Source organism: Ruegeria sp. HKCCD6647-2 (genome assembly GCF_057221075.1).
In genome coordinates this window covers 119,640-142,715 of the sequence record NZ_JBWVBD010000006.1, presented here as the reverse complement: position 1 = coordinate 142,715, position 23,076 = coordinate 119,640, and the positions used below count along the sequence as shown (strand labels likewise).

Here is a 23,076-nt window from a genome sequence, read left to right as displayed (position 1 = left end):
GCGCGATTTCGCCGCTTGACGCCCGCAGGCGCATGGACTACTCAGCCCAGACCTGAGCGGGTATAGCTTAATGGTAAAGCCCCTGCCTTCCAAGCAGGCTATGTCGGTTCGATTCCGTCTACCCGCTCCAGTTCATCCCCACAGTTTCTGCGTCAAATGGCCCTTTTGGCACGCCAAATTGCGTTGTGCTGCTTGACCCCGGTTGCCACTGCGGCCAAGAAGCGTTCACTCAGGACCGTTCAGGAAACAAGGGCCCGACATGGCGAGAAAGACCGCTGCCAGTCCAGCAAACACACCTGCACCGGGAGCCAGCGAAGAAAGAGCGGGCTCAAAAAAGCTTGGGGTGCTGGCATCGCTCTGGCCCTTCATGAAGCCATACAAACTGCTGATGTTCGGCGCGACGCTTGCATTGATTCTAACTGCCAGCATGACCCTGACATTGCCACTGGCAGTGCGCCGCGTGGTCGACAACTTTCGCATTCAGGACGGCGAACTGCTGGACTGGTATTTTCTGGCAGCGCTTGGCATCGCTGCAATTCTGGCCGTCGGTACAGGTATTCGTTACGCGTTGGTGACCCGCTTGGGCGAACGTGTGGTGGCCGATATCCGCAAGGCGGTGTTCAACCGAGTAATCGGCATGAGCCCGGAATTCTACGAGCGTATCATGACCGGCGAGGTGCTGAGCCGGATCACCACGGATACAACACTGATCCAGTCGGTGCTGGGGTCTTCGGTTTCGATTGCATTGCGGAATATGCTGATGTTCGTCGGCGGGCTGGTCCTTATGCTGCTGACCTCGGCCAAGCTGACCGGACTTGTTCTGCTGCTGATCCCGGTTGTGATTGTGCCGATTCTGGTATTGGGCCGCCGTTTGCGCGTGATCAGCCGTGAAAATCAGGACTGGATCGCAGCCTCATCCGGGAATGCTGGTGAAGCGCTGGGCGCGGTGCAGACCGTGCAAGCCTTCACACATGAAAACGCCAGCCGAAAGCAGTTCGGCGAGGTAACCGAGACATCCTATGTGGTGTCGTTGCGGCGCATCCAGACCCGGGCCGTGCTGACGGTGATTGTAATCTTTTTGGTCTTTTCCGGCATCGTTGGTGTGCTGTGGATGGGGGCGAATGACGTACGCAACGGCGTCATGACCGAAGGTGTTCTCATCCAGTTCGTGATCTATTCGATCATCATGGCCGGGTCGGTAGCAGCCCTGTCCGAGATCTGGAGCGAGCTCCAGCGTGCCGCAGGCGCAACGGAACGGCTTATCGAACTATTAAACGCCGAGGATACCGTGACCGATCCAAAGCGGGCACAAGCGTTGCCGCAGCCCGTGCGCGGTGAGATCCAGTTCGACGAGGTTACATTCCGCTATCCTGCCCGCCCGGACGTTGTGGCGCTGGACCACCTCTCGCTCAAAGTCGAACCGGGTGAGACCATCGCATTCGTGGGGCCGTCAGGCGCCGGCAAGACGACTGTGATTCAGATGATCCAGCGTTTCTATGACCCGGATGCCGGACAGGTGAGCCTGGATGGCGTTGATCTGAAGAAACTGGACCGCTCGGACTTCCGACAGCATATGGCACTGGTGCCGCAGGACCCTGTGATCTTCGCAGCCTCGGCCCGCGAAAACATCCGCTTTGGGCGTCTGGACGCCAGCGATGCCGAGGTTGAGGCTGCAGCGCGAGCCGCCGCGGCGCATGACTTCATTATGGCTCTGCCGGAAGGCTATGACAGTTTTGTGGGCGAGCGTGGCGTGATGCTGTCGGGTGGTCAAAAACAGCGCATCGCGATTGCACGCGCTATTCTGCGCGACGCGCCGGTTCTGCTGCTGGACGAGGCAACGTCGGCGCTGGACGCCGAAAGCGAGCGCGCTGTGCAGGGGGCCGTTGACAAGATGCGCGCCGGGCGCACGACGCTGATCGTGGCGCATAGATTGGCGACGGTGAAAAAGGCCGACCGCATCGTAGTGATGGAGAATGGGCGTATCGTCGCCCAGGGTACGCATGACGACCTGGTGTCTCAGGACGGTCTTTATGCCCGTCTGGCGCGCCTGCAATTTACTGACGGTGTTGCCGCGGAATAAAGTGACGCCCCGGCACATCGCATTGGGCCGTAGCGTCATTCTACATTTTCTCTGACCCGAAAGCTAAGCCCTTGCTTGCACGAGGTTGCTTTTGCTTCCATCTTGGGGGCGAGCAAAAGCCCGTGCAGGACATGGGAAAAATCAGGGGAGGAGCCACATGGCCTTTGTGGGATTGGAAGATAAGGCGCGTATCGAACAGGAGATGCCGTGGGAGGACCGGGACGTACCTGTGACTTTCCACCAACTGCTGTCGCGCACGGCGGGCAAGTTCCCGAACCACAATGCCATCAGTTTCCAGCTTTTGTCGGGGCCGACGGACAAAGCAGAGACGCTGACCTGGTCCCAGTTGCTGAGCAAGGTAAATCAGGCGGCGAACCTGTTCCGGTCTCTGGGGATTGGAGAAAAGGATGTTGTGGCCTACGTCCTGCCCAACTGCAACGAAACACTGGTTACCATGATGGGTGGTGCGGTGGCTGGTATCGTCAATCCGATCAATCCGTTGCTCGAGCCGGAACAGATCGCGGCCATCCTGCGCGAAACCAAGGCCAAAGTCGTTGTCACGCTGAAGTCCTTCCCGAAAACGGATGTGGCCCAAAAGGTCGAAGAGGCCGTGCGCCACGCGCCCAATGTCAACACGATCCTGGAAATCGACCTGAACCGATATCTGACGCCGCCCAAGTCATGGCTGGTGCCGCTGCTGCGCCCCAAGATGGGCGACAAGGAGCATCTGGCGCATGCAGATTACAAAAGTTTCAACAAGGAACTGGCCAAACAGCCTACGACGCTGACCTTCGATGACAGTAACGAAGACCGTGTGGCCTGCTATTTCCATACCGGCGGGACCACCGGGATGCCGAAAGTGGCGCAGCACAAATATTCCGGGCTGATCTATAACGGATGGCTGGGCAACACGCTGCTGTTTGATGAAAATGACGTCATCATGTGCCCGCTGCCCATGTTTCATGTCTTTGCGGTGCACGTGATTGTGATGGCTGCGGTGTCGTCCGGTGCGCACGTGATTTTCCCGACGCCTGCCGGCTATCGTGGAGACGGTGTGTTTGACAATTTCTGGAAGCTGATCGAACGCTGGAAAGTTTCCTTCATCATCACGGTACCGACGGCGATTTCCGCCAAGATGCAGCGCCCGGTGGATGCTGATATCTCGACAGTGAAAACCGCGTTTTCCGGCTCGGCTCCGTTGCCGGTTGAACTGTTTCGCAGGTTCGAGGAGGCCACCGGGGTCACAATCGTCGAAGGTTATGGCTTGACCGAAGCAACCTGTCTGGTCTCGTGCAACCCGGTGGATGGCGAAAAGAAAATCGGCTCGATTGGTATTCCGTTCCCGTACACGGATGTCAAAATCCTCAAAGACGGAGCCGACGGGCCGGTAGAGTGCGAAAAGGACGAAATCGGCGAAATCTGCATTTCGAACCCGGGCGTCTTTGCGGGCAACACTTATACCGAAGCGGATAAGAACGTGAATCTGTACCACTTCGACAAGTATCTGCGGACGGGCGACCTCGGGCGTTTTGACGAGGATGGCTACCTCTGGATCACAGGCCGTGCCAAGGATCTGATTATTCGCGGTGGTCACAATATCGACCCGGCCGAGATCGAAGAGGCGTTGCTTGGGCACGAGGCTGTCGCCTTTGCGGGCGCAATCGGCCAGCCCGATGCGCATTCGGGCGAGGTGCCTTGCGCCTTTGTCGAATTGGTCGAAGGAGCTTCGACCACAGAAAAAGAGCTGATGGAGTATTGCAAGGTCCACGTTCACGAACGGGCGGCACAACCCAAGCACATGACGATCCTTCCCGAACTGCCGAAGACCGCGGTCGGCAAGGTTTTCAAGCCCGAACTGCGCAAACAGGCAATCACACGCATCTACAACGGGGCGCTGGAGACGGCCGGAGTAACGGCCCGCGTCGTGTCCGTGATTGATGACAAGAAACGCGGACTTGTCGCGCAGCTTGACGCGAACGGTTCCTCCGAAGACGATGTCTCGAAGGTGTTGGGTGCATTTACCCGGCCTTGGGAGTGGTCTGAATAATCCGGAGGGACAATGGACTATGAACGTCTGATTGATGAGGAAACCTGGGCGTTCATAAGACGCACTGCCGAAAGCTATCCTGATGATGCGGTGGATCTGACGATCGTTGATCAGCGCCGGGTCTATGACAATATGTGCGAGGATTTCCGACAACCTCGCCCACGTGGCGTCGAAACAGAGGACAGGTCTGCCGACGGTGTGCCTGTCCGCGTCTATTCTGCCGGGGATCCCACTCGTTCTGTCGTCTATTTCCATGGTGGCGGCTTTGTCGTCGGCGGGTTGAACAGTCACGACGATGTCTGCGCCGAGCTTTGTGCACAAACCGGGTATCGGGTGGTGGCCGTTGACTATCGCCTGTGTCCGGAACACCCGCACCCGGCGCAGTTCGACGACAGTTGGACCGCAACCAACTGGGTCGTTCAGCATTTCGAAGATCCCATCGTATTGGCTGGCGACAGCGCCGGGGGCAATCTGGCGGCCGCCGTCGCGCAACACTCCCGAGGCCGGTTGGATAATGTCCTGGGTCAGGTACTGATCTACCCAGGTCTTGGCGGGGACACATCACAGGGTTCTTACGTCGAGCATGCGCATGCCCCGTTACTGACGCTGGATGAAATTCTCTTTTACGAGAAGATTCGCTGCGGCGGTACCGTGCCGCAAGACGATCCCACATTCGCACCGCTTAAAGATTCCGGTTTCTCGGGCTTGCCGCCGACGGTGGTGTTTACGGCCGATTGCGATCCCCTGCGCGATGACGGGCCGGCCTATTGTGAGAAAATCACTGCGGCGGGAGGGCAGGCGCATTGGATTAACGAGCCGGGTTTGGTTCACGGCTACTTGCGGGCCCGCACTACAGTGAAACGGGCCGCCGATAGTTTCGAACGAATTTCTGTCGCAATCGAGGCGCTGGGGCAGTGCATCTGGTCCTACGATTGAAGAGCTGAATCAGCGCAGGAACGGATCGGCCTTCATCGTATCGGCAATTGGTGCGCCCATAAGGGTCAGGATCGTGGGCGCCAGTTGCAGTTGGTCAATCACGGTATCTGCGTCCGGGCCTTGAGCGTCACCAAAATAGTATAGCGCGGTCTCCTGTTGCAGGGGGCCACGTCCGCCGTGGTGCCCGCGTTCATCCTGACCATGATCGGCGGTTACAATCACCTCGTACCCCAAATCCCGCCAGCGCGGAATAAACGGGGCCAGCATTTCATCCATGACGAAGCATGCATGGTCCATTTCCTCGCAATCGTGAAAAAAGCGGTGCCCCATACTGTCCAGCGTGCAGGTATGCAGAATACCGTAGTCGAGCCCGAACCGCAGGCACAGATTGGTCAAAGTACCAAACAGGTCGACGTCGCTGGGCGTCATCTGGTTGTCCTTGCCGTAACCGGTCATGCTGTGAAACCGGCCATGGTTGATTGTCTTGTTTTCCGGCTCGTCATATTCGATGTCGCGCACATAGTCGAACGGGTGACGGTTGAAGAACTGTGACCAATAGCTGTGCGTGACGGCTCCGGTCACGCCACCGGCTTCGCGAACCTGGCTGAAGACGTCCTTGTGGCTCAGACGGAAGACGTTGCCGTTTCCCGTGCAACCATGTTCCTGCGGAGTGACACCGGTGTGGATCGACGCGTAGCAGCTGGCTGAGGACGAGGGCAGAACGGCCCGTAGTTTCCAGACCTGCGCTTCACCGCTGTCGACCCAGCCTTCGAGATTGCCGAACAGGCGGCGAAAGTTGCGCCACGGGACACCGTCCAGAATGATGAGTAACAACTTGCGGTCCATGTTGCGGCCCTTTTGACAGTATTTGTTTTTTTGGAGATCCTAATGGATTCGCATTCTCTGGGTCGCCAGTTCGCGCCCCCAATAGCAAAATCCCGACGCTTGTCATTGCGACAAACGCCGGGGAGTTCAAAGTTTCATTGCGTTGTTACAATGAGGGGCGGGATCAGTTACCCGCGCTTTCCATTTTGCGATGCGCTACAACCTCTTCCAACCAGCCCAGATGCATTTCCGGAACCGAACTGAGTAGCAGGTCGGTATAGTCGTCAAACGGCGGGCTCAGAACCTGAGACTTGGAGCCATAGCGAACCACGCGACCCTGATACATCACAGCTATCGAGTCAGAGATCGCCTTGACCGTCGCCAGATCGTGGGTGATGAACAGATAGGCCACATCCTCGATCTTCTGCAAGTCCAGCAGCAGCTTGAGAATTCCGTCTGCGACCAGCGGATCGAGCGCCGAGGTAACCTCGTCACAGATGATCATCTTGGGCTTGGCTGCCAGCGACCGGGCGATACAGACGCGCTGCTTCTGGCCACCTGACAGTTCCGCCGGATAGCGATCGATGAACTTTTCGCCCAGTTCGATCTCGTCCAGCAGTTCGATGATCCGCTTGCGCTTTTCGGCGCCACGCATGTTGAAATAAAACTCCAACGGCCGCCCGATGATTGTTCCAACTGTCTGACGTGGGTTCATCGCAACGTCAGCCATCTGGTAGATCATCTGCAACTCGCGCAGGTCCTCGCGGGTACGTCCCGCCAGATCGGGTGAGAGCTTGCGACCTGCAAAATTGATCTCGCCATCGCGTGGCGGCAGCAGACCAGTGATTACCCGGGCAAGGGTGGATTTACCCGAGCCGGACTCACCAACAACCGCCAGCGTCTGCCCCGGATGAAGCTCGACATTGACGTTGTGCAGCACGTCGAAATTCAGACCCTTGTAGCGCGCGGTGATGCCATCGACCGTCAGCACCGGTTCAGGTGTGGGCTTTTTTTCTTCATGCTCGATCGAGCGCACCGAGACAAGGGCCTGGGTGTATTCTTCCTGCGGGTTGTTGATGATCTGGTCGGTGTGGCCGTATTCGACCGTGTTGCCCATCCGCAGAACCATTATGTCGTCGCTAACCTGCGCCACGACAGCAAGGTCGTGAGTGATGTAGAGCGCGGCAACTCCCGTATCGGCAATGGCTTCCTTGATCGCCATCAACACGTCGATCTGCGTGGTCACATCCAAAGCGGTGGTGGGCTCGTCGAACACCACCAGATCCGGTTCGGGACACAGTGCCAGCGCGGTCATGCAACGCTGCAACTGACCACCCGACACCTGGTGCGGATAGCGTTCACCGATGTTGTCCGGATCAGGCAGACCCAGTTTGGCGAACAGCTCCCGCGCACGCCCTTCGGCTTGCTTGCGCGAGAATTTCTTGTGCTCGACCGCAGCCTCGACAACCTGATCCATGATTTTCTTGGCCGGGTTGAAGGACGCCGCCGCAGATTGCGAGACATAGGTCACCTCGCCACCGCGCAGGTTGCGAATATCACCCAAAGACGACTTCAGGATGTCGCGTCCGTTTACCCAAACCTCGCCACCGGTGATCTGCACGCCGCCACGACCATATGCCATTGAGGCCAGACCAATAGTGGATTTACCAGCCCCTGACTCTCCGATCAGGCCAAGCACTTTACCGCGCTCGAGGTCAAAATTGACCCCGTGCACGATTTCTATGTCATGGGGCTTCTCACCCGGCGGGTAGACAGTCGCGCCGATTTTGAGGTCGCGGACCTTGAGAAGGGTATCACTCATCCCCGGCCTCCTTTCAGCGATGTGGTACGGTTCAGGACCCAGTCAGCGACAAGGTTGACCGAGATGGCCAGCGTCGCGATAGCTACGGCGGGGTACAGGGCCGCGCCGATGCCATAGACGATGCCGTCCTTGTTTTCCTTCACGATGCCACCCCAGTCCGCCAGCGGCGGCTGAACGCCAAGGCCGAGGAATGACAGGGTCGAGACAAACAGAACCATGAAGATGAAGCGCAGGCCCAGTTCTGCCACCAGTGGCGACAGAGCGTTGGGCAGGATTTCCCGGAAGATGATCCAGCTTTGGCCTTCACCGCGCAGCTTGGCGGCTTCGACATAGTCCATTACTGCGATATCCACCGCGACGGCGCGGGCCAGTCGATAGACCCGTGTCGCGTCGAGCAGACCCATGACGATGATCAGAACCGGGATGGTAACTGGCACCATGGCCAGAACAACCAGTGCGGTAATCAGCGACGGGATCGACATGACCAGATCCACGGTCCGCGACATGACCTGGTCTGCCCAGCCTCCCAATACGGCCGCCAGAAAGCCGAGGATCGAACCGGTTACAAAGCTGAGGATCGTCGCGGCGGTGGCGATGAAGATGGTCGTGCGCCCGCCATAGATCATCCGGCTCAGCAGGTCGCGTCCGATGTTATCCGTGCCCAGCCAGAATTGAGAACTGGATGGTTCCCAGACGTCACCGACGACCTCGGCCATTCCGTAAGGGGCTAGCAGAGGCGCGAAAACAGCGATGACGAAATACAGGGCTGTGAAGGCCAGCCCGATCATTGCAGAGATTGGGATATTCTTCATTTCGGATGCCTCAGCCTTGGGTTGGCCAGAATGGCAACGATGTCTGCAATCATGTTCAGTCCGATATAGATGGCGGCAAAGATGACGCCACAGGCCAGAACCACGGGAACGTCACGCTTGGTCACATGGTCCACAAGGTATTGCCCCATGCCGGGGTAGACGAACACCACCTCGACCACGACGACGCCGACCACCAGATAGGCAAGGTTCAGCATGACGACGTTGACGATCGGTGCGATCGCATTCGGGAAGGCGTGGCGGTAGATGACCTTGAAATTGCTGAGGCCCTTGAGTTCAGCCGTTTCGACATAGGCCGACTGCATCACGTTCAGGATCGCCGCACGGGTCATCCGCATCATGTGCGCAAGCACAACCATGGTCAGAACGATTACGGGCAGAGCGATTGCATTCAGCTTTTGCCCAAACGACATGCTGTCGTTGATCATGGCCAGGGGCGAGAACATGCCCAGCTTCACCGCGATGAAGTAGACCAGAACATAGCCGATCAGGAATTCGGGGATCGAGATCGTCGTGAGTGTGACCGCCGAAATCAACTTGTCAGGCCAGCGGTTGCGGTAGCGCACGGCCAGCAGACCAAGGAATATGGCCAATGGAACCGACACGATGGCGGCCCAGAATGCCAGGAAAAGGGTATTGCCCAGACGGCTGCCAACCGATTCGGCAATGTCCAGTTTGTTGGTGAGGGATTGGCCCAGATCACCCTGAAAAATTCCGCCCAGCCATTCAAAGTAGCGCGTCAGAGCGGGACGATTGAGGCCCATTTCCTCGCGCAGGTTTGCCAGGGATTCGGGCGTTGCGGACTGGCCCAGGACGGCTTGCGCTGCGTCTCCGGGAAGGGCTTCGGTCAGGCCAAAAATCAGGGCCGAAGCGCCAAACAGAAGAAGGAGTCCCAGCGCAACGCGCTGGGAAACCAATTTGACAATGGGATGCATAAATCAGTGACCCGTATCAGACGAACCACATCTTGCGGGAAATGTTGCCATTCATCATCTCCTGCGTCGGGTCAGTTTCCCAACCGTCCAGCTGATTGCTGATACCTTCGACAAAGTCGTTGAACATCGGACAAATCAGGCCGCCTTCGTCACGGACCATCCGGCCCATCTGGCTGTAGATGCTCTTACGCTTCTCCGGGTCCAGTTCGGCACGCGCCGCAAACAGCAGGTCGTCGAACGCCTGTACCTTGAAGCGCGTGTCGTTCCAATCGGCTGTCGACAAGTAGGCGGTCGCGTACATCTGGTCTTGTACGGGACGGCCACCCCAGTACGACGCACAGAAGGGCTGAACGTTCCAGACTTCGGACCAGTAACCGTCATTTGGCTCACGCTTGATTTCCAACGGGATACCTGCCTGAGCGGCTGTCTGCTGAAACAAGGCGGCCGCATCGACCGCGCCGGGGAAGGCGCCATCCGCGGTGCGCAATATGATCGGCGAACCGTCATGACCCGATTTCTTGTAATGCTCGGCTGCCTTCTCAATACTGAACTCACGCTGTTCGATGGTTTCATCAAACAATGGGTAAGCCGCATTGATGGGCATATCATTTCCGATTGAACCATAGCCGCGCAGGACTTTGTCTACGAGCTCCTCGCGGTTGATCGCGTATTTCAGCGCCGTGCGAAGCTCATTGTTGTCGAACGGTGCAGTATCACAGTGCATGATGAAGACGTAATGGCCGCGACCAGCGGTCGAGTGTACCGTCAAGTTCGGTGCGCGACCCAACAGGTCCGCAACTTTGGGTTCAACGCGGTTGATTGCGTGAACCTGCCCGGACTGAAGCGCAGCTGTACGTGCAGTCGCATCGTTGATGACGACGACTTCGACGCTGTCAAAGTTACCATAATCGCTGTTCCAGTGATTTTCGAACTTCGTAAACAGGTGACGCACACCCGGCTCGTCGACCTCCAGTTTGTAAGGACCCGTACCTATACCCGCTCCGGGGTTTTCCATACCACCGTCAGGCTGAATAATCAGGTGATAGTCGGCCAGAAGATACGGCAAGTCGGCGTTTGGTTCCGTAAGTGTGACCTGGAAATTGTCACCATCAGCCTTCATGGACTCGATGCCCTTCATGATGCCGAGGGCGCCGGACTTGGATTCTTCGTTCGAATGGCGCTCCATGGTTTTCAGCACGTCTTCGCTGGTCATGGTTTTGCCATTGTGGAACTCGACGCCCTTGCGCAGCTTGAAGGTCCACACTTTGGCGTCCGAACTGCCCTCGACACTTTCGGCCAAACGGGGTTCGATCGTTCCGTCAGGTGCGACCTCGACAAGCTGGTCGCCGAATTGTTTTCCGTTTTGGAACGGCACTGAACTGGAATAAGTCGCCGGATCAAGCGAGTTCGTAGATTCGCCGCCCTGCAGGCCAAATTTCAGGTCGCCACCCTTTTTCGGGCCAGCAGCCCGTGCCGCATCTGCAAACATGGTGCTTGCCATTGCTGCCGAGACGCCCAAAGCCGCCGCTTTCCCCATGAACTCGCGACGGGTCAGTTTGCCGGCCGTCACTTGTTTGGTCATGTGAGTGAGTTGTTCGTTCATCCAGAATCTCCCAGTTGGTTGGATCAGCCCTTTGCGGGCTTTTTGTTGACGCATGAGTCAACGTTGGCGCATTTCCTCCCACCGAGCAATACCTATTGTCCGGTTTCGGGGCGTACAAAGTTTACATCTGATTGCGTGGTACGGTGTCATCGAGTTCTTTGGCGAATACCAAGACATCATTTTCAAACGCTTTTATGCTGGCCTCCAGAATAAAGTTCTCGGTGTCCGAGGTCATTTCACATCGGGTTTCCGTACGCAGATGAAGGCCCGGACGTTCCAGTTCCTGCGTCCACTCGCAAACGCCACGGGCGGACAGGGCGTCATCGGGGTGAATCGACCACGTTTCCCGTGCTGTGCCACCTGTGATCAACCCATGCTGGCTATCTTTCACCTTCCCGAAATCGTCTTCAATAATCAGATGAACGGTTCCGGTATTCATGTCGGTTTCAAGGCGGCGGGCATTCGACCCCTCGCGCAGAGTGGTAACCTGACGCGGCTTTTCCGCGTCGGGCGGGGCAAAGCTGCACTCGTCGCCTGTTGCCGGTGCCCGGGTAGGAACAGAGATTGTTCCGGAAGTCAGATGCAATTCGGCCGTTTCCGGGGACGGCCAGATCAAAGGCCAATAGGTGCTGGAAATGGCGACGCGTAGGCGATGCCCCTTGGGAACCCTGTAGGCGATGTGGTCCAGATCCAGCTCGACATCGTAAACCTCGCCCGCGCGCAGAGGCGAGGGCTCGGCATGGCTGTTGCGGTGGCTGAGGTTCAGCACCCCGTAGGTAATTCTGGTCGTGGCACCATCGGGGTGGACGTGATTCAGGCGGGCGGCCATTTGTGCCTGCGGTTTGTCAGAGCTGAGCTTCAGACGAATGCGCGGAGCACCTACAATATCCAGATCGGTCTTTAGCGGGGCACTATCGAAACAAGCCGACAGGGCATCATCTGCGCGCTGGTCACCGGGCATGTCGGGACCCAGCCAAATGGCGCAATATTCGCCGCCTTCCAGCCCGCAATGATGCGGTGATCGGATTCGGGCATCCAACGGCCCTGAAATCCCCAGCCCCCCATCGCCCAGCGAAAGATCCAGTGTGTTAAGATGAGAAGTCGCACCTGCGGCTTGGCTTATCCAGCGCCCGGGACGTTCGGTGTACCACCGCGCGGGGCGAACACCATCCATCAGGTAGGCGCGATAGTCAGGGTCATCCTCAATGCCCGTGTCGTGACCCTTGAGCCAATGATCCCACCATCTCAGCGCTTCTTGAAGAAAGCCGATCCGAGGTTCCGGCACCGCGAAATGGGGATACTTGTGAACCCACGGGCCAACGATACCTTTGACAGGCGCGTTCAGTTCCTCGACCAGCCAAGGGACAGTGTTCTTGTACGCGTCACCCCAGCCGCCGATTGCAAGCGTCGCGGCCTGAATTGCCCCGAAATCCTCGCAAACCGAACCATGCTGCCAATAAGTGTCGCGCGTCTGGTGCCGAAGCCAGATCGATGGAAGGAAAGGCTCGTTTTCAAGCCGGTCGATCCACAGCTCGCGCCAGTTCGGGCGAAGCTCGGGGTCCGGTGCACGCGAGGAATAGGACAACATCGTCGCGCCCCAGCCGAGGTTTTCATTCAGCAGGCAACCGCCCTTGTAATGAATGTCATCAGCGTATCGATCTGCGGTCGAACACAAGGTGACTATAGCCTTGAGCGGATCTGGTCTCATTGCGGCGACCTGAAGGGCGTTGAAACCGCCCCAACTGACCCCCATCATACCGACCGTGCCACTGCACCAGGGCTGGTCAGCCAGCCAATGGATCACTTCGACCGCGTCATCAAGCTCCTGCTGCGTGTATTCATCTTCCATCAGCCCTTCGCTGTCACCGTTGCCGCGCATGTCCACGCGAATGCAGGCATAGCCGCGTTTGGCGAACCAGGGATGCGTCAGCGCGTCCCGGGCGGTGGTCCCATCGCGCTTGCGATAGGGCAGGTATTCAAGGATAGCCGGAACCGGTGATTTCTCGGCATCTACGGGTCGCCAGACCCGTGCGGACAAGCGGCAACCATCGGACAACCGTATACCGAGGTCAGGAAATTCTTCGATGTCGCAGAGGGAATTGTGAGCGGGCGTCATCCGATCAGTTTCAAGCTGTTCGCTATGTTCTTGAAGGGCAAAAACGTCAATCTAACACCTCATTGCGACAATCAGATCCATGACGTTTGTGCCGGTCGGGCCGGTGACGAGCAGCGCCCCCGCCTTGTCAAGGAAGGAGCCGCTGTCCGCTCTGTCCAAGGCGCCTGCGGCTTCTTCTTTCCAGGTATGGCCATCCACGACCGCACCAGCCGCGTCGGTCGGGCCGTCTGTTCCGTCCGTTCCGCCGACCACCAGGGTAAGACCGTCACAGCCTGCAATTTCCCGAGCCAGCGCCAAGGCCAATGCCTGATTGCGGCCACCCCAGCCGGGATTTTCGGGCAGGACGACTGTGGGTTCTCCGCCAAACACCATGACGCCGTTTTCCATTGCTCTCAGGCGGGGACCAAGCTTTGCTGCAACCCGAAGAAAGTCGTCATGCAGGCATTCTTCATTTGCCAGCACGTCCAGCCCGGCCGCGTGCACGGCAGCCTCGGCCGCAGTCCGGGCGTGGGCGTTGGACGCAATAATCTTTGTGGTGGCCTGAAAGCCATAGTGTTCGGGCAGGGCTCCTATCCCCGATCCGATGACACCAAGCGAGTCGCCGGGAACGTCTGAGATCGCCAGAACGGTGACTTGCTGACCCGTGAAGTGCGACAGCAAACCACCGCCCTTGATACGGGACAGCTTGCGCCGTTCGGCATTCATGGCCTTGATATCAAGGCCTTCGGACAAAAGCCGGCGATTGAGGTTTTCCAGATCGGCCAGTGTCCTGCCCGGCATCAGATCTTCGGCCAGCGAGGAAGCACCGCCTGAGACCAGCAACAGCAGGTGAGTGTCTTGCCCCATCTCCTCAACCGCCTTGCGCAGGGCTACACCGCCTTTCAGGCTGCGCTGGTCGGGGACTGGGTGCGAAGCCTCGATCACGTCGACATCAGCGGGCAGGTCGCGCCCGTGACCATCCTTTGTAACGACAAGGGTCGGAACTGCTTTGAACTGATCCAAAGCCGCGCGGGCCATAGCGGCCGCGGCCTTGCCAACTGCGAGAATGCGGTCGGGTCTTGAGACGTCGGGCAGTGCCGCCCTTGTGGCAGAATACCCGCCCACGGCATCGACACCCGCCTGCCAGATCTTGATTGCCAACTCTGCTTGGTTCACTGATTTTCAACCCAAATTGTAACCGGGCCGTCATTGACGAGTTCAACAGCCATATCGGCCCCGAACTGACCTGTTTCGACCGCGATTCCTTGTGCCTGTAACTGCTGCGCAAAATACTCGTACAGATGTTCGCCCTGTTCCGGTGCGGCGGCATTCGAAAACCCAGGCCGGTTACCGCGTGACGTGTCCGCCGCCAGCGTGAACTGGCTTACGACAAGGGCCGATCCCCCGATATCCAGAATGGACCGGTTCATCTTGCCGGCGTCGTCCTTGAATATCCGAAGCTTGGCGATTTTTGCTGCCAGGTTAGAGGCCTGTTCCTCACTGTCGCCTTGCATAGCGCACACAAGGATCGTCAGCCCGGGGCCGGTCTGCCCGATGACAGATCCGTCGACCGAAACCTGTGCTCGTGACACTCTTTGTAGCAGGGCGCGCAATTCATTCTCCCGTCTTGCACATCGGCAGGTTCATTCGTGCCAAAATACCACTTCATCCAACCCTGCGCGTTCCGTGCGAAAGGCGTTTGCTGGGTGTTCGCTGTCCGGGTATCCGAACGAAACTGCGCATAAGATCATCCTGTCTTCCGGAACCTGAAAATAGCGTCGCAGGAAAGGACTGTAAGATGCCACGGCCGCTTGTGGAATGCTCGCAATCCCTAGCGCCTGGGCCGCCAGCGTAAAGGCTGTAACGAAGCCGCCGCAATCCATTGCGCCATACGGGCCGAGCTCAGCGGGGCTGGAGATAATCGCGCAATGCGGGGCACCGAACAGAGAAAAATTCTCCATCATCTGCTGCGCCGAGGCGGCGCGGTCACCCTTTTCGATCCCCACCGCCTCGTACAACGCCCATCCGCATGCGCGGCGGCGATCCTGATAGACGCCACTGTACGAGCTGGGGAATGGTAGGTCCGGAGCTGGGGTGCCGGTTTTTGCTTCTTGACACAGCGCCTCACGAAACCGATCGGTTTCGGCGCCGCTTGTCACATGGACGTGCCAGGGTTGCGCGTTGCACCAGCTTGGAACACGGGTCGCACTGATCAGAATCTGCTCGATCACAGCTTTAGGAACGGGATCGGGCAAAAAAGCGCGGCACGAGTGTCGGTTCTCGAGCAGGTTGTTCAGAACATCCAATGTCAACTCGGCCTCCCCCCAAACGAAGCGCAGGATGACGTCAGATTCCCCGAGTTTCAAGGCCCGACGCAACGGGTTTACCGAAACACATGAGGGCGGAACTATTGCTGCCCAGTCGCGACCAAATAGCCGACACCTGCGGCAACCAACAAGCCCAGAACTACGGCGATGGTGATCTTGATGGCTGACCAGGGGCGCTCTCCCTGAACACGTCCTGTCCGTCCGTTCACAACAAAGCGATAGGTTTCGCAGCGGTATTTGTAGGCCGCCAACCAAACCGGCAGCAGAACGTGTTTGAAGGTCACGTCTCGGATGTCCGTGTCGATATTGTGGATGCGCTGACGGTCGCCTCCGATATCAAAACGTACATCGCGCTCGATGACCCGGGCCATGTGACTACGAGCTTCTGTATAGCCATCCTGCAATTCAACGGTGTAGGCCTCGGCCCGAAAGCCTGCCAGGTATTCGGGCTGATAGGGCTCCAGCGCGGGCAGGTCCCAGGGCTCCAACGCATCGGTATAGGATTTCGGTAGCGACCGAGAGGCCAGCACCAGCACGTCGTCGAAGAAACGCGCAACGCGTCCGGATTTTGGAGACCAGCGCACTTTGGCGACTTGTTGCTGAACCCGTTTGCCATCACGCATAACGGTTCGCGTCTCGTAATAAACGACGCCTCGTTCACCCCTGTAGCTGGATTTGGTATTGGCGTCGAAAGTCCAGTAGGGGACATAAATTCCCTGCATTTTTCGCCCCTTGCGGGCGTAGTCTTTCAAACCGTTCGGCGCAAACCACAACCGACCAAGCCAGTCCCCCATCGCCTTGTGCGCTGCCCGTTCGTCCAAGACAAAGGGTAAAACGCCACGCGGCTTGATATGCCGGCTGACGCCTGTGTCGGTCACTACCGGAGTGGCGCAAAACGGGCATTCAGCGGCGTGCGTGTTTGGATCAAACTCGACCTGAGCGGCACAGTTCGGGCAGGAGAGAACGCGCGTTTCCTCGATTTCGGCTTCAGGCAGTTTGTCGGCGATGGCCGCATCAAAATCCAGTTCCTTCAGGCTGGCGCCACCCCATGGGCCGGCCCCGATCGCCTCGGAATGGCCGCAGTGATCGCAGGTCAATGTGCCATCGCCAGGATTGAACCTATAGTCCGCGCCGCACTGATTGCAGGGAAACCGGTGTTCGTTGGATACTGGCGATGGATTGGATGTCGTGGGCATGAATTTGACCAGGGCTTTTACCTTCGGGCGGTCAGGCGCATCCGTTCCAGCGCGCCATCGCCTTTGACACATTGGTGCCAGATCGCTGCCAGGGCATGACCCAAGGCTACAAGCAACAGGGCATTTGCCGCGATTTCATGCAACTCTCCTGCCGCTTTGATACCTCCATACCACACCAGAGCACCTGTTGCGGGTACGGCAATCATCACAGCATACAACAGGTGGTGGCCCCATTCTGCCGCCCGATTCATCAGATCCGAGTTTCCCGGCAACGGGCCCGGCGTGCCCTGTCGCCACCGCATGAGCAGTCGGATCACAACCAACACGAATACGGCGCTGCCGATCCAGACATGCGGTGTGTTGCCCTCGAAACCCGTCGCGCCGCTTTCAAATCGGGCTCGCAATACCCGGCCCATATTGTCGCCGGTAAACCATGCGATCAGGATCAAAAGAGCAGTCAACCAGTGCAGGATGATCTGTGATTTGGAATAGCTGGCGGAAATCTTCATTGTCTGAGTCTTTCAATTGGTTGTCAGGTCTTACTTTAACGTCAGAAATCAAGCTTTCCGTCGGCGTCATGCGCCCGGAGGCGGCGGCGGCAGGATCGTGAACAACTGAGCCAGCTCCTGCACGTCGCCCGCCTTTTTCCAGCCATCCTGACCAGCGGTCCAGACAAAGGTGTCACGTGTGATTTCGCCGTCCGTCGCCATGCGTCCCATCTTGGCTTTCGAGAATGGCCCGCTTGTCTTTCCGTCCACGGCGATGTGCCAGACATGCTCGACGGGCGGCGGTGGTGGCGGTGCCATATGCGCTGTTGGTTGCGGTGCAGCGGGTGCGGAACTGCCCCAGGGACCGGACGGTTGACCCGCTGCCATGTTTGACATCTGCTGAGCCATCGCCATGCCCATTCCCATGCCAAGACCGGCGCCCATGCCACCGCCCTGGCCCGGATTGTTCGCGGCGGCTGTCATCGCTTCGGCCGCCGAATACTGTGTGAACTTTCCCAAATCTCCGGCCAACCCCATTGAGGTCCGCTTGTCCAGCGCAGCTTCAACTGCTGGCGGCAGCGATATGTTTTCAATGTAGAATTCGGGCATTTCCAACCCGTATCCATCCAGAACCGGAGAGACTTCTGCGGCGATCAGCTTGCCCAGATCGGCGGTGTTTGCGGCCATGTCCAGAACCGGAATGCCTGACCCGGCGATGACGCGGCTGAATTCCTGCACGATGATATTGCGGATCTGAAAACTGATTTCGTCCATGGTGAATTCACCATCGGTTCCGACGATTTCGACGAGGAACCTGGCCGGGTCCTTGACCCGCACAGTATAGGTGCCAAACGCACGAATGCGGGTGGGGCCAAACTCGGGGTCACGCAACATGATGGGGTTCTTGGTTCCCCATTTCAGATCGTTGAACCGGGTGGTGTTGACAAAGTAAATCTCGGACTTGAAAGGCGATTGAAAGCCATGATCCCAATGCTGAAGGGTCGTCAGGATCGGCATGTTATTGGTCTCGAGCATATAGAGACCCGGCGTGAAAACATCCGCCAGCTGGCCCTCGTGCACGAACACAGCGGCCTGACCTTCGCGCACGGTCAGCTTGGCGCCATATTTGATTTCATGTCCTTCGCGCTCGAACCGCCAGACCATGGTGTCGCGGGTGTCATCCACCCAGTGAATGACGTCTATGAATTCTCCGGTCAGAAAATCGAAAATTCCCATTTGGGTTCTCCTGTCCTAGGGGGTCAGAGCGACTGACCCATCAATTCGCGTGCAATGATCCGCACCACAGGGCGGGCCTCGTCGACGGCTACGCCGGGTTCAAGGCGCGGATCATAAAGCATTGTCAGCAACTTCTCGTCGTGGCTTGTCAGCAAGGCGAACTCGTCATCATCGTTGAAAATCGACGGTCGCGCGTTTGGGCTGTCATTGGACAGGCCCAACCCCTGAGCGATCTCTTCGTGAATGCAACTGCGTCGGACCAGATCCGGCAACTCGGCCCTGATCAGCGTCACGGCACGCACATATTTGTGCGGCGACGTTCGCGTCGCCGAGGCAAACACAAAACAATCGAAATTGGCGCGCGGATTAGCAACCAGATCCAAAGACGCCTGACTGATATTCGGAATCAATTGCCTGAGGCGCGTGACCACGTAACTGCTGTCGTCCTTGCCGGCAAAGAAGACATGGAAGTTTGCCTTGCGGTTTACGGTCGAAATGGAATGTCCCGTCAGTTTCGCCAAACGTTTGACATAGGCATCAACCTGCGCTGCATCCTGCGTGCGGACTTCTGGTGCTACCGACGGGCCAAACTCTGTCTGGACACGCACAGGCCCGGACCAGCGGCTAAGCTGACCGTCGGTCTGACGCGATCCGATTGAAATCGCGTGATCCGGATATTCGCTGTAAAAAGCGATGGTTTCGAAATTGCGCGCCAGATCGTCGGCATCATAAGGCGTGTCCGGCCCACCTCCATCGGTGCGCAACAGTCCCCTGGTAAGCAGGTCGCGCTCGACCCGGGCGTAGAAGCGGGCCAGATCCTGGCTGGCTGCCGATGGCGGGACATACGCATTTGCAGCAGGTTCCGGCTGTACAGGAGGCGGCGGCAGAGAGACCGAGCTCGTCAAAGCCTCATCACAATTGGCAAGCGCCAGCAGGGATGCCAACGCTAACGCAGGTTTCACATAATCTACTGGCCGCACGCCCGATCCAGCCTTAGCCCGGAACTGCAGTGCCGGCGTTATCGCCGGTTCCGTCGCGCCGGGCCTTTGCAGCAGCCAGAGTGTCCCGCAGCTCGGCCTCCATCTTTTTCAGGTCTTCCTCGGCGGCGGCGCGTTTGGCCTTGCCTTCGTCCGCAATGGCCAGACTTTCGTTGATTGTACCGATCAGGTCTGCATTGGCCTTTTTGACGGCTTCGATGTCAAAGACGCCACGCTCCATTTCTTCGCGGATCATCTTGTTCGACTGCCGCAGGTTTTCCGCGTTCGACGTCAGCAATTCGTTGGTCAGATCATTGGCCCCGCGCACAGCCGCCGCCGCCTCGGCACTGCGTTGGATGGTGACGGCCTGTGCCAGCTGGGTTTCCCAGAGCGGTACCGTATTGACCAGGGTCGAGTTGATCTTGGTCACCAGCGATTTGTCATTTTCCTGTACCAGACGGATCGAGGGCAGCGATTGCATCGTCACTTGGCGTGTGAGTTTAAGGTCGTGAACCCGGCGCTCCAGATCGTCGCGCGCGGCGCGCAGGTCGCGCAGCTCTTGCGCTTTCATCACCTGTTCTTCTTCTGGGGCAGCTTCAACCGCCGCCTCTTTTTCCGGGATATCGTGGCTGTCCAGTTCGGTCAGCTTTTCCTCACCCGCCGCGATATAGAGGGCCAGTTCGTCGTAAAACTCCAACGTCTTTTCATAGAGCAGATCGAGCGACTTGATGTCTTTCAACAGCGTGTGCTCGTGCCCAAGAAGATCGTCGGTGATGCGGTCGATCTGGCTTTGCACTTCTTCGTATTGCGCGGTGAATTTGGCGAAAGGCGCCGCTTTGCCCAGCAGCTTCTCCCACCAACTGCGTTCGCGACGCACGTCCAGCTCACTGACTGAGAAACCGCGGATTGTCGTCACGATGTTGCGCAGGCTGTCGCCCGCCGGTCCAACATCCTTGTTGCGTACATCGGCCAACATGGCCTGGCTGATCTCTTGCAGTTCAGCCTGCGCGGACGAACCAAAAGACACGATCGAGTTGGTGTTTCCCATATCGATTTCACCCATCCGCTTGCGGATTTCGGCGCCCACCGGTTCGTCCGCCTCCTCCAGCGCAACGACCTCGGCATGGGGTTCGGGCAGGGTGACGGCGGTGACTTCCTGCACCAGAGTTTCGGCCTCGACCGCTTTGTTCTTTATGGTATCGGACATGGGGATAATCCTCGCTCAAAAATGGCCGGTCAGTCCAACCGGACGCCCTCGCGCTGCAGCCGGTCGCGCAGCACGTCAATTTCAACTGTCAAATCGCTGCGGTCATCCAGCAGCATCTTCCGGGTGCGTGCAGCAAAATTCTGTTCAAGATCATCCAGCAGTGCGGAGAAATCTGCCAGAGCCTGCGCATCGCGCGTGCGTGCGTAAACATCGGCGAACTTGATTGTCGCATCGCGCGCGCCTTGCAAATAGACCGTCAGGTACTTTCTGGCACCAGCCAGATCACGCGGATCCTCTTCGACCGTACGGAACAGATCGCGAGCAGTGTCCTGAAACCGTTCGACCCGCGCTTCGATCTTGCGGTTTCCGGCGCGTTTGATGGCGTCTGTCATTTCGGACAGATGCGTTTCCGCATCCTCGACAACGCGGGCGACACGATCTTGCTGAAAGGTATCAATGCCATCCATTCCCTTGTCTTTCATCGGGTCGAACCCGAAGGCTGTGGAATGCAGAACTGTTGCCGCCAAACCGAACAATACAGGTGCCAAAAGACTGGCCTGTGCGGCGGTTTCGGCATCCAGGTATTCAGACCGATACGATGCCAGCGCGGCCCCCAGGCCCGTCAGGACACTGGCGAAAATCTTGCGCGGAATGGCCGGTCGGCGGGCGGTACGGCGCGCGTTATAGGCGGCCTCGGCGCGCAGCCCTTCGCGCAGCAGGAACGCGGCAGCTGTCAAAAGTCCAGCCGCCACAAGACCGATTGTCATACCGACAGCGCCGTCGTTCAGGGACAAAAAGATCAGTGGAACCGCTGGCAGGAACAGGACATTGGCCCGCGCACCGGCCGGTTCAACCCGGGCACCGTCGAACTGACCGCGACGTGTTTGATCCTCGGGGTCGGAACCGCCTTCCGGGCTGTACTTTCCGCCATAGCTTTTGGCCATCGCCCTACAGACCTCCAAGCAGGCCGGTGCAGACACCGAACAGCAGAATCAACAGCGCTGCATAGGCCAGATTTTGGATTCCTGAGCCGGACATGTATTCCCCCACTGAGCCTTTCACGAAAAATGTAGGGGATGTAAGGTCATCGCGCTAGGGGGAAGGTAAGGTAACTTGCGTCACTTGCGGGGTTTCTTGCCGACGGAAGGCCGTTTCCGCTGCGGGCGAGCTGGACGCTTGGCAACGGCCTCTGGTTTGGTATCCCCGTCCAGCCCCAATTGGTCGCGCAATACGCGGCGGCGGATTTCTTCGACCTCGCCGGGTTTCAGGTTGCCCAGTTGGAACGGGCCGTAGGAGACGCGCAGCAGGCGGTTCACCACGAAGCCGATATCTTCGATTGCACGTCGAATTTCGCGGTTCTTGCCTTCGCGCAGCCCGATCGTCAGCCATGCATTGGCACCTTGTTGGCGATCCAGCGTCACGGTCATGGGCTGGAATCGCTCGCCTTCGACGGTCAGGCCTTTGCGCAGTGGTTCAAATTCTTCGTCTTTGGGGCGGCCATTGACACGCACCCGGTACTTTCGCAGCCAGCCTGTCGAAGGCAATTCCAGCTTGCGCTTGATGCCGCCGTCATTTGTCAGCAACAACAACCCTTCAGAGTTCAGGTCCAGCCGTCCAACGCTCATGACGCGGGGCATGTCATCCGGTAACTTGTCGAAAATCGTCTCGCGCCCTTTTTCGTCCCGCGCGGTTGTCACCAGCCCGGCAGGCTTGTGGTACAGCCACAGCCGAGATGGCTCGGGTTCGGAAACCGGTTTACCATCCACTGTGATCTTGTCTTTTGCGGTCACATTCAGGGCGGGGCTTTGGATCGCTTTGCCGTTCACGGTCACGCGACCGGCTTCGATCATGCGTTCTGCCTCGCGGCGCGAGGCGACACCGGCACGGGCCAGCACTTTGGCGATCCGGTCGCCTGGGGGAGGGGTGTTGCTCATTCCCCGGCCATAACCCATCTGCGCGGCTTGCGAAAGGCAGGTTTCTGGGGCAGTCAGAGGCATGACATTCAGATCGCACATGCAGCAAGCACTGGACGAGGCACGCGCGGCGGCGGACCGGGGCGAAGTGCCGGTGGGCGCAGTAATCGTTGCGCCCGATGGCCGCGTCGTTGCATCGGCAGGGAACCGGACGCGCGAACTGAACGATCCCACGGCTCATGCAGAAATTCTTGCGTTGCGCGCGGCCTGCGCCGCGGCGGGGTCCGAGCGGTTGCCGGGGTATGATCTTTATGTGACACTCGAACCCTGCGCCATGTGTGCGGCGGCCATGGCCGCGGCGCGGATCGGGCGAATTTACTATGGCGCGTCCGATCCGAAGTCAGGGGGGGTGGCCCATGGGGCGCGGGTGTTTTCCCACCCACAGGCCCACCATGTTCCGGAAGTCTACGATGGTATTGCGACCGATGACTGCGCCGAACTGCTTCGGGTGTTCTTTGCCGCGCAGCGTAAGGCCGACGCCAAAGAGTAGCCAGAAGGG

Annotated in this window: 20 protein-coding genes and 1 tRNA gene; 5 read left to right on the top strand and 16 right to left on the bottom strand. The window is 58.4% G+C overall.

What is annotated here, in order from left to right:
* Positions 1 to 56 precede the first annotated feature (56 nt).
* The 4 genes from AC2TDJ_RS16800 (at position 57) to AC2TDJ_RS16785 (ending at position 5,063) form a co-directional block, all read left to right on the top strand.
* Positions 57 to 130: transfer RNA gene (locus AC2TDJ_RS16800), tRNA-Gly, on the top strand.
* Positions 131 to 259: 129 nt separating this feature from the next.
* On the top strand, positions 260 to 2,080 hold the full coding sequence (locus tag AC2TDJ_RS16795) for an ABC transporter transmembrane domain-containing protein (RefSeq protein WP_480843824.1): 1,821 nt from the start codon (positions 260 to 262) through the stop codon (positions 2,078 to 2,080).
* 157 nt (positions 2,081 to 2,237) lie between these two features.
* Positions 2,238 to 4,127 carry an acyl-CoA synthetase gene (locus tag AC2TDJ_RS16790; protein WP_480843823.1) on the top strand — a complete coding sequence of 630 codons (1,890 nt, stop codon included), beginning with the start codon at positions 2,238 to 2,240 and terminating at the stop codon, positions 4,125 to 4,127.
* A gap of 12 nt (positions 4,128 to 4,139) precedes the next feature.
* Positions 4,140 to 5,063 (top strand): alpha/beta hydrolase, encoded by a 924-nt coding sequence (locus AC2TDJ_RS16785; RefSeq protein WP_480843822.1) that lies wholly within the window; start codon positions 4,140 to 4,142, stop codon positions 5,061 to 5,063.
* 9 nt (positions 5,064 to 5,072) lie between these two features.
* Here AC2TDJ_RS16785 and AC2TDJ_RS16780 read toward each other — a convergent pair whose 3' ends face one another.
* From AC2TDJ_RS16780 to AC2TDJ_RS16705, 16 genes are all read right to left on the bottom strand, one after another.
* The gene (locus tag AC2TDJ_RS16780) at positions 5,073 to 5,909 is read right to left on the bottom strand and encodes an alkaline phosphatase family protein (protein ID WP_480843821.1); all 837 of its coding nucleotides are present in this window, start codon (positions 5,907 to 5,909) and stop codon (positions 5,073 to 5,075) included.
* A 163-nt stretch (positions 5,910 to 6,072) separates the two neighbouring features.
* Positions 6,073 to 7,710, bottom strand: coding sequence for an ABC transporter ATP-binding protein (locus tag AC2TDJ_RS16775; protein WP_480843820.1), 1,638 nt, complete (start codon positions 7,708 to 7,710; stop codon positions 6,073 to 6,075).
* Complete coding sequence (locus tag AC2TDJ_RS16770; protein WP_480843819.1) at positions 7,707 to 8,522, bottom strand: ABC transporter permease; 816 nt, start codon at positions 8,520 to 8,522, stop codon at positions 7,707 to 7,709. Before AC2TDJ_RS16770 ends, AC2TDJ_RS16775 begins: the two co-directional genes overlap by 4 nt.
* A complete protein-coding gene (locus AC2TDJ_RS16765; RefSeq protein WP_480843818.1) occupies positions 8,519 to 9,475 on the bottom strand; it encodes an ABC transporter permease in 957 nt (318 codons plus the stop codon). The genes AC2TDJ_RS16770 and AC2TDJ_RS16765 overlap by 4 nt, the downstream gene beginning before the upstream one ends.
* 16 nt (positions 9,476 to 9,491) lie before the next feature.
* Complete coding sequence (locus AC2TDJ_RS16760; RefSeq protein WP_480843817.1) at positions 9,492 to 11,078, bottom strand: ABC transporter substrate-binding protein; 1,587 nt, start codon at positions 11,076 to 11,078, stop codon at positions 9,492 to 9,494.
* A gap of 121 nt (positions 11,079 to 11,199) precedes the next feature.
* Positions 11,200 to 13,194, bottom strand: a complete 1,995-nt coding sequence (locus AC2TDJ_RS16755) for a CocE/NonD family hydrolase (protein ID WP_480843816.1) — start codon at positions 13,192 to 13,194, stop codon at positions 11,200 to 11,202.
* Between the two features lie 51 nt (positions 13,195 to 13,245).
* The gene (locus tag AC2TDJ_RS16750; RefSeq protein WP_480843815.1) at positions 13,246 to 14,334 is read right to left on the bottom strand and encodes a DUF4147 domain-containing protein; all 1,089 of its coding nucleotides are present in this window, start codon (positions 14,332 to 14,334) and stop codon (positions 13,246 to 13,248) included.
* A gap of 11 nt (positions 14,335 to 14,345) precedes the next feature.
* Positions 14,346 to 14,786, bottom strand: a complete 441-nt coding sequence (dtd, locus tag AC2TDJ_RS16745; RefSeq protein WP_480843814.1) for a D-aminoacyl-tRNA deacylase — start codon at positions 14,784 to 14,786, stop codon at positions 14,346 to 14,348.
* A gap of 30 nt (positions 14,787 to 14,816) precedes the next feature.
* Positions 14,817 to 15,485, bottom strand: coding sequence for a nitroreductase (locus AC2TDJ_RS16740; protein WP_480843813.1), 669 nt, complete (start codon positions 15,483 to 15,485; stop codon positions 14,817 to 14,819).
* Between the two features lie 95 nt (positions 15,486 to 15,580).
* Positions 15,581 to 16,696, bottom strand: coding sequence for a TFIIB-type zinc finger domain-containing protein (locus AC2TDJ_RS16735; protein WP_480843812.1), 1,116 nt, complete (start codon positions 16,694 to 16,696; stop codon positions 15,581 to 15,583).
* 17 nt (positions 16,697 to 16,713) lie between these two features.
* A complete protein-coding gene (locus AC2TDJ_RS16730; protein WP_480843811.1) occupies positions 16,714 to 17,205 on the bottom strand; it encodes a cytochrome b in 492 nt (163 codons plus the stop codon).
* A 66-nt stretch (positions 17,206 to 17,271) separates the two neighbouring features.
* Entirely contained in the window at positions 17,272 to 18,420 is a 1,149-nt protein-coding gene (locus AC2TDJ_RS16725) for an SPFH domain-containing protein (protein WP_480843810.1), read from the bottom strand.
* 23 nt (positions 18,421 to 18,443) lie between these two features.
* Entirely contained in the window at positions 18,444 to 19,382 is a 939-nt protein-coding gene (locus AC2TDJ_RS16720) for a DUF2927 domain-containing protein (protein ID WP_480843809.1), read from the bottom strand.
* Positions 19,383 to 19,413: 31 nt separating this feature from the next.
* Positions 19,414 to 20,604, bottom strand: coding sequence for a toxic anion resistance protein (locus AC2TDJ_RS16715; RefSeq protein ID WP_480843808.1), 1,191 nt, complete (start codon positions 20,602 to 20,604; stop codon positions 19,414 to 19,416).
* A gap of 29 nt (positions 20,605 to 20,633) precedes the next feature.
* A complete protein-coding gene (locus AC2TDJ_RS16710; RefSeq protein WP_480843807.1) occupies positions 20,634 to 21,548 on the bottom strand; it encodes a 5-bromo-4-chloroindolyl phosphate hydrolysis family protein in 915 nt (304 codons plus the stop codon).
* 174 nt (positions 21,549 to 21,722) lie between these two features.
* Positions 21,723 to 22,601: a pseudouridine synthase gene (locus AC2TDJ_RS16705; RefSeq protein WP_480843806.1), complete on the bottom strand. Its 879-nt coding sequence runs from the start codon at positions 22,599 to 22,601 to the stop codon at positions 21,723 to 21,725.
* On the opposite strand from AC2TDJ_RS16705, the gene AC2TDJ_RS16700 reads away from it, so the two are divergent.
* Positions 22,600 to 23,067 (top strand): nucleoside deaminase, encoded by a 468-nt coding sequence (locus AC2TDJ_RS16700; RefSeq protein WP_480843805.1) that lies wholly within the window; start codon positions 22,600 to 22,602, stop codon positions 23,065 to 23,067. The two genes, AC2TDJ_RS16705 and AC2TDJ_RS16700, sit on opposite strands and share 2 nt — an antisense overlap.
* Positions 23,068 to 23,076: the final 9 nt, after the last annotated feature.

What these genes read in the sequence shown, in the direction of transcription:
- AC2TDJ_RS16730 (WP_480843811.1), bottom strand. Translation starts at nt 17,205, where the DNA reads ATGAAGATTTCCGCCAGCTATTCCAAATCACAGATCATCCTGCACTGG.
- AC2TDJ_RS16795 (WP_480843824.1), top strand. Translation starts at nt 260, where the DNA reads ATGGCGAGAAAGACCGCTGCCAGTCCAGCAAACACACCTGCACCGGGA.
- AC2TDJ_RS16780 (WP_480843821.1), bottom strand. Translation starts at nt 5,909, where the DNA reads ATGGACCGCAAGTTGTTACTCATCATTCTGGACGGTGTCCCGTGGCGC.
- AC2TDJ_RS16705 (WP_480843806.1), bottom strand. Translation starts at nt 22,601, where the DNA reads ATGCCTCTGACTGCCCCAGAAACCTGCCTTTCGCAAGCCGCGCAGATG.
- AC2TDJ_RS16760 (WP_480843817.1), bottom strand. Translation starts at nt 11,078, where the DNA reads ATGAACGAACAACTCACTCACATGACCAAACAAGTGACGGCCGGCAAA.
- AC2TDJ_RS16725 (WP_480843810.1), bottom strand. Translation starts at nt 18,420, where the DNA reads ATGGGAATTTTCGATTTTCTGACCGGAGAATTCATAGACGTCATTCAC.
- AC2TDJ_RS16765 (WP_480843818.1), bottom strand. Translation starts at nt 9,475, where the DNA reads ATGCATCCCATTGTCAAATTGGTTTCCCAGCGCGTTGCGCTGGGACTC.
- AC2TDJ_RS16770 (WP_480843819.1), bottom strand. Translation starts at nt 8,522, where the DNA reads ATGAAGAATATCCCAATCTCTGCAATGATCGGGCTGGCCTTCACAGCC.
- AC2TDJ_RS16785 (WP_480843822.1), top strand. Translation starts at nt 4,140, where the DNA reads ATGGACTATGAACGTCTGATTGATGAGGAAACCTGGGCGTTCATAAGA.
- AC2TDJ_RS16790 (WP_480843823.1), top strand. Translation starts at nt 2,238, where the DNA reads ATGGCCTTTGTGGGATTGGAAGATAAGGCGCGTATCGAACAGGAGATG.
- AC2TDJ_RS16735 (WP_480843812.1), bottom strand. Translation starts at nt 16,696, where the DNA reads ATGCCCACGACATCCAATCCATCGCCAGTATCCAACGAACACCGGTTT.
- AC2TDJ_RS16710 (WP_480843807.1), bottom strand. Translation starts at nt 21,548, where the DNA reads ATGGCCAAAAGCTATGGCGGAAAGTACAGCCCGGAAGGCGGTTCCGAC.
- AC2TDJ_RS16700 (WP_480843805.1), top strand. Translation starts at nt 22,600, where the DNA reads ATGACATTCAGATCGCACATGCAGCAAGCACTGGACGAGGCACGCGCG.
- AC2TDJ_RS16755 (WP_480843816.1), bottom strand. Translation starts at nt 13,194, where the DNA reads ATGACGCCCGCTCACAATTCCCTCTGCGACATCGAAGAATTTCCTGAC.
- AC2TDJ_RS16775 (WP_480843820.1), bottom strand. Translation starts at nt 7,710, where the DNA reads ATGAGTGATACCCTTCTCAAGGTCCGCGACCTCAAAATCGGCGCGACT.
- AC2TDJ_RS16715 (WP_480843808.1), bottom strand. Translation starts at nt 20,604, where the DNA reads ATGTCCGATACCATAAAGAACAAAGCGGTCGAGGCCGAAACTCTGGTG.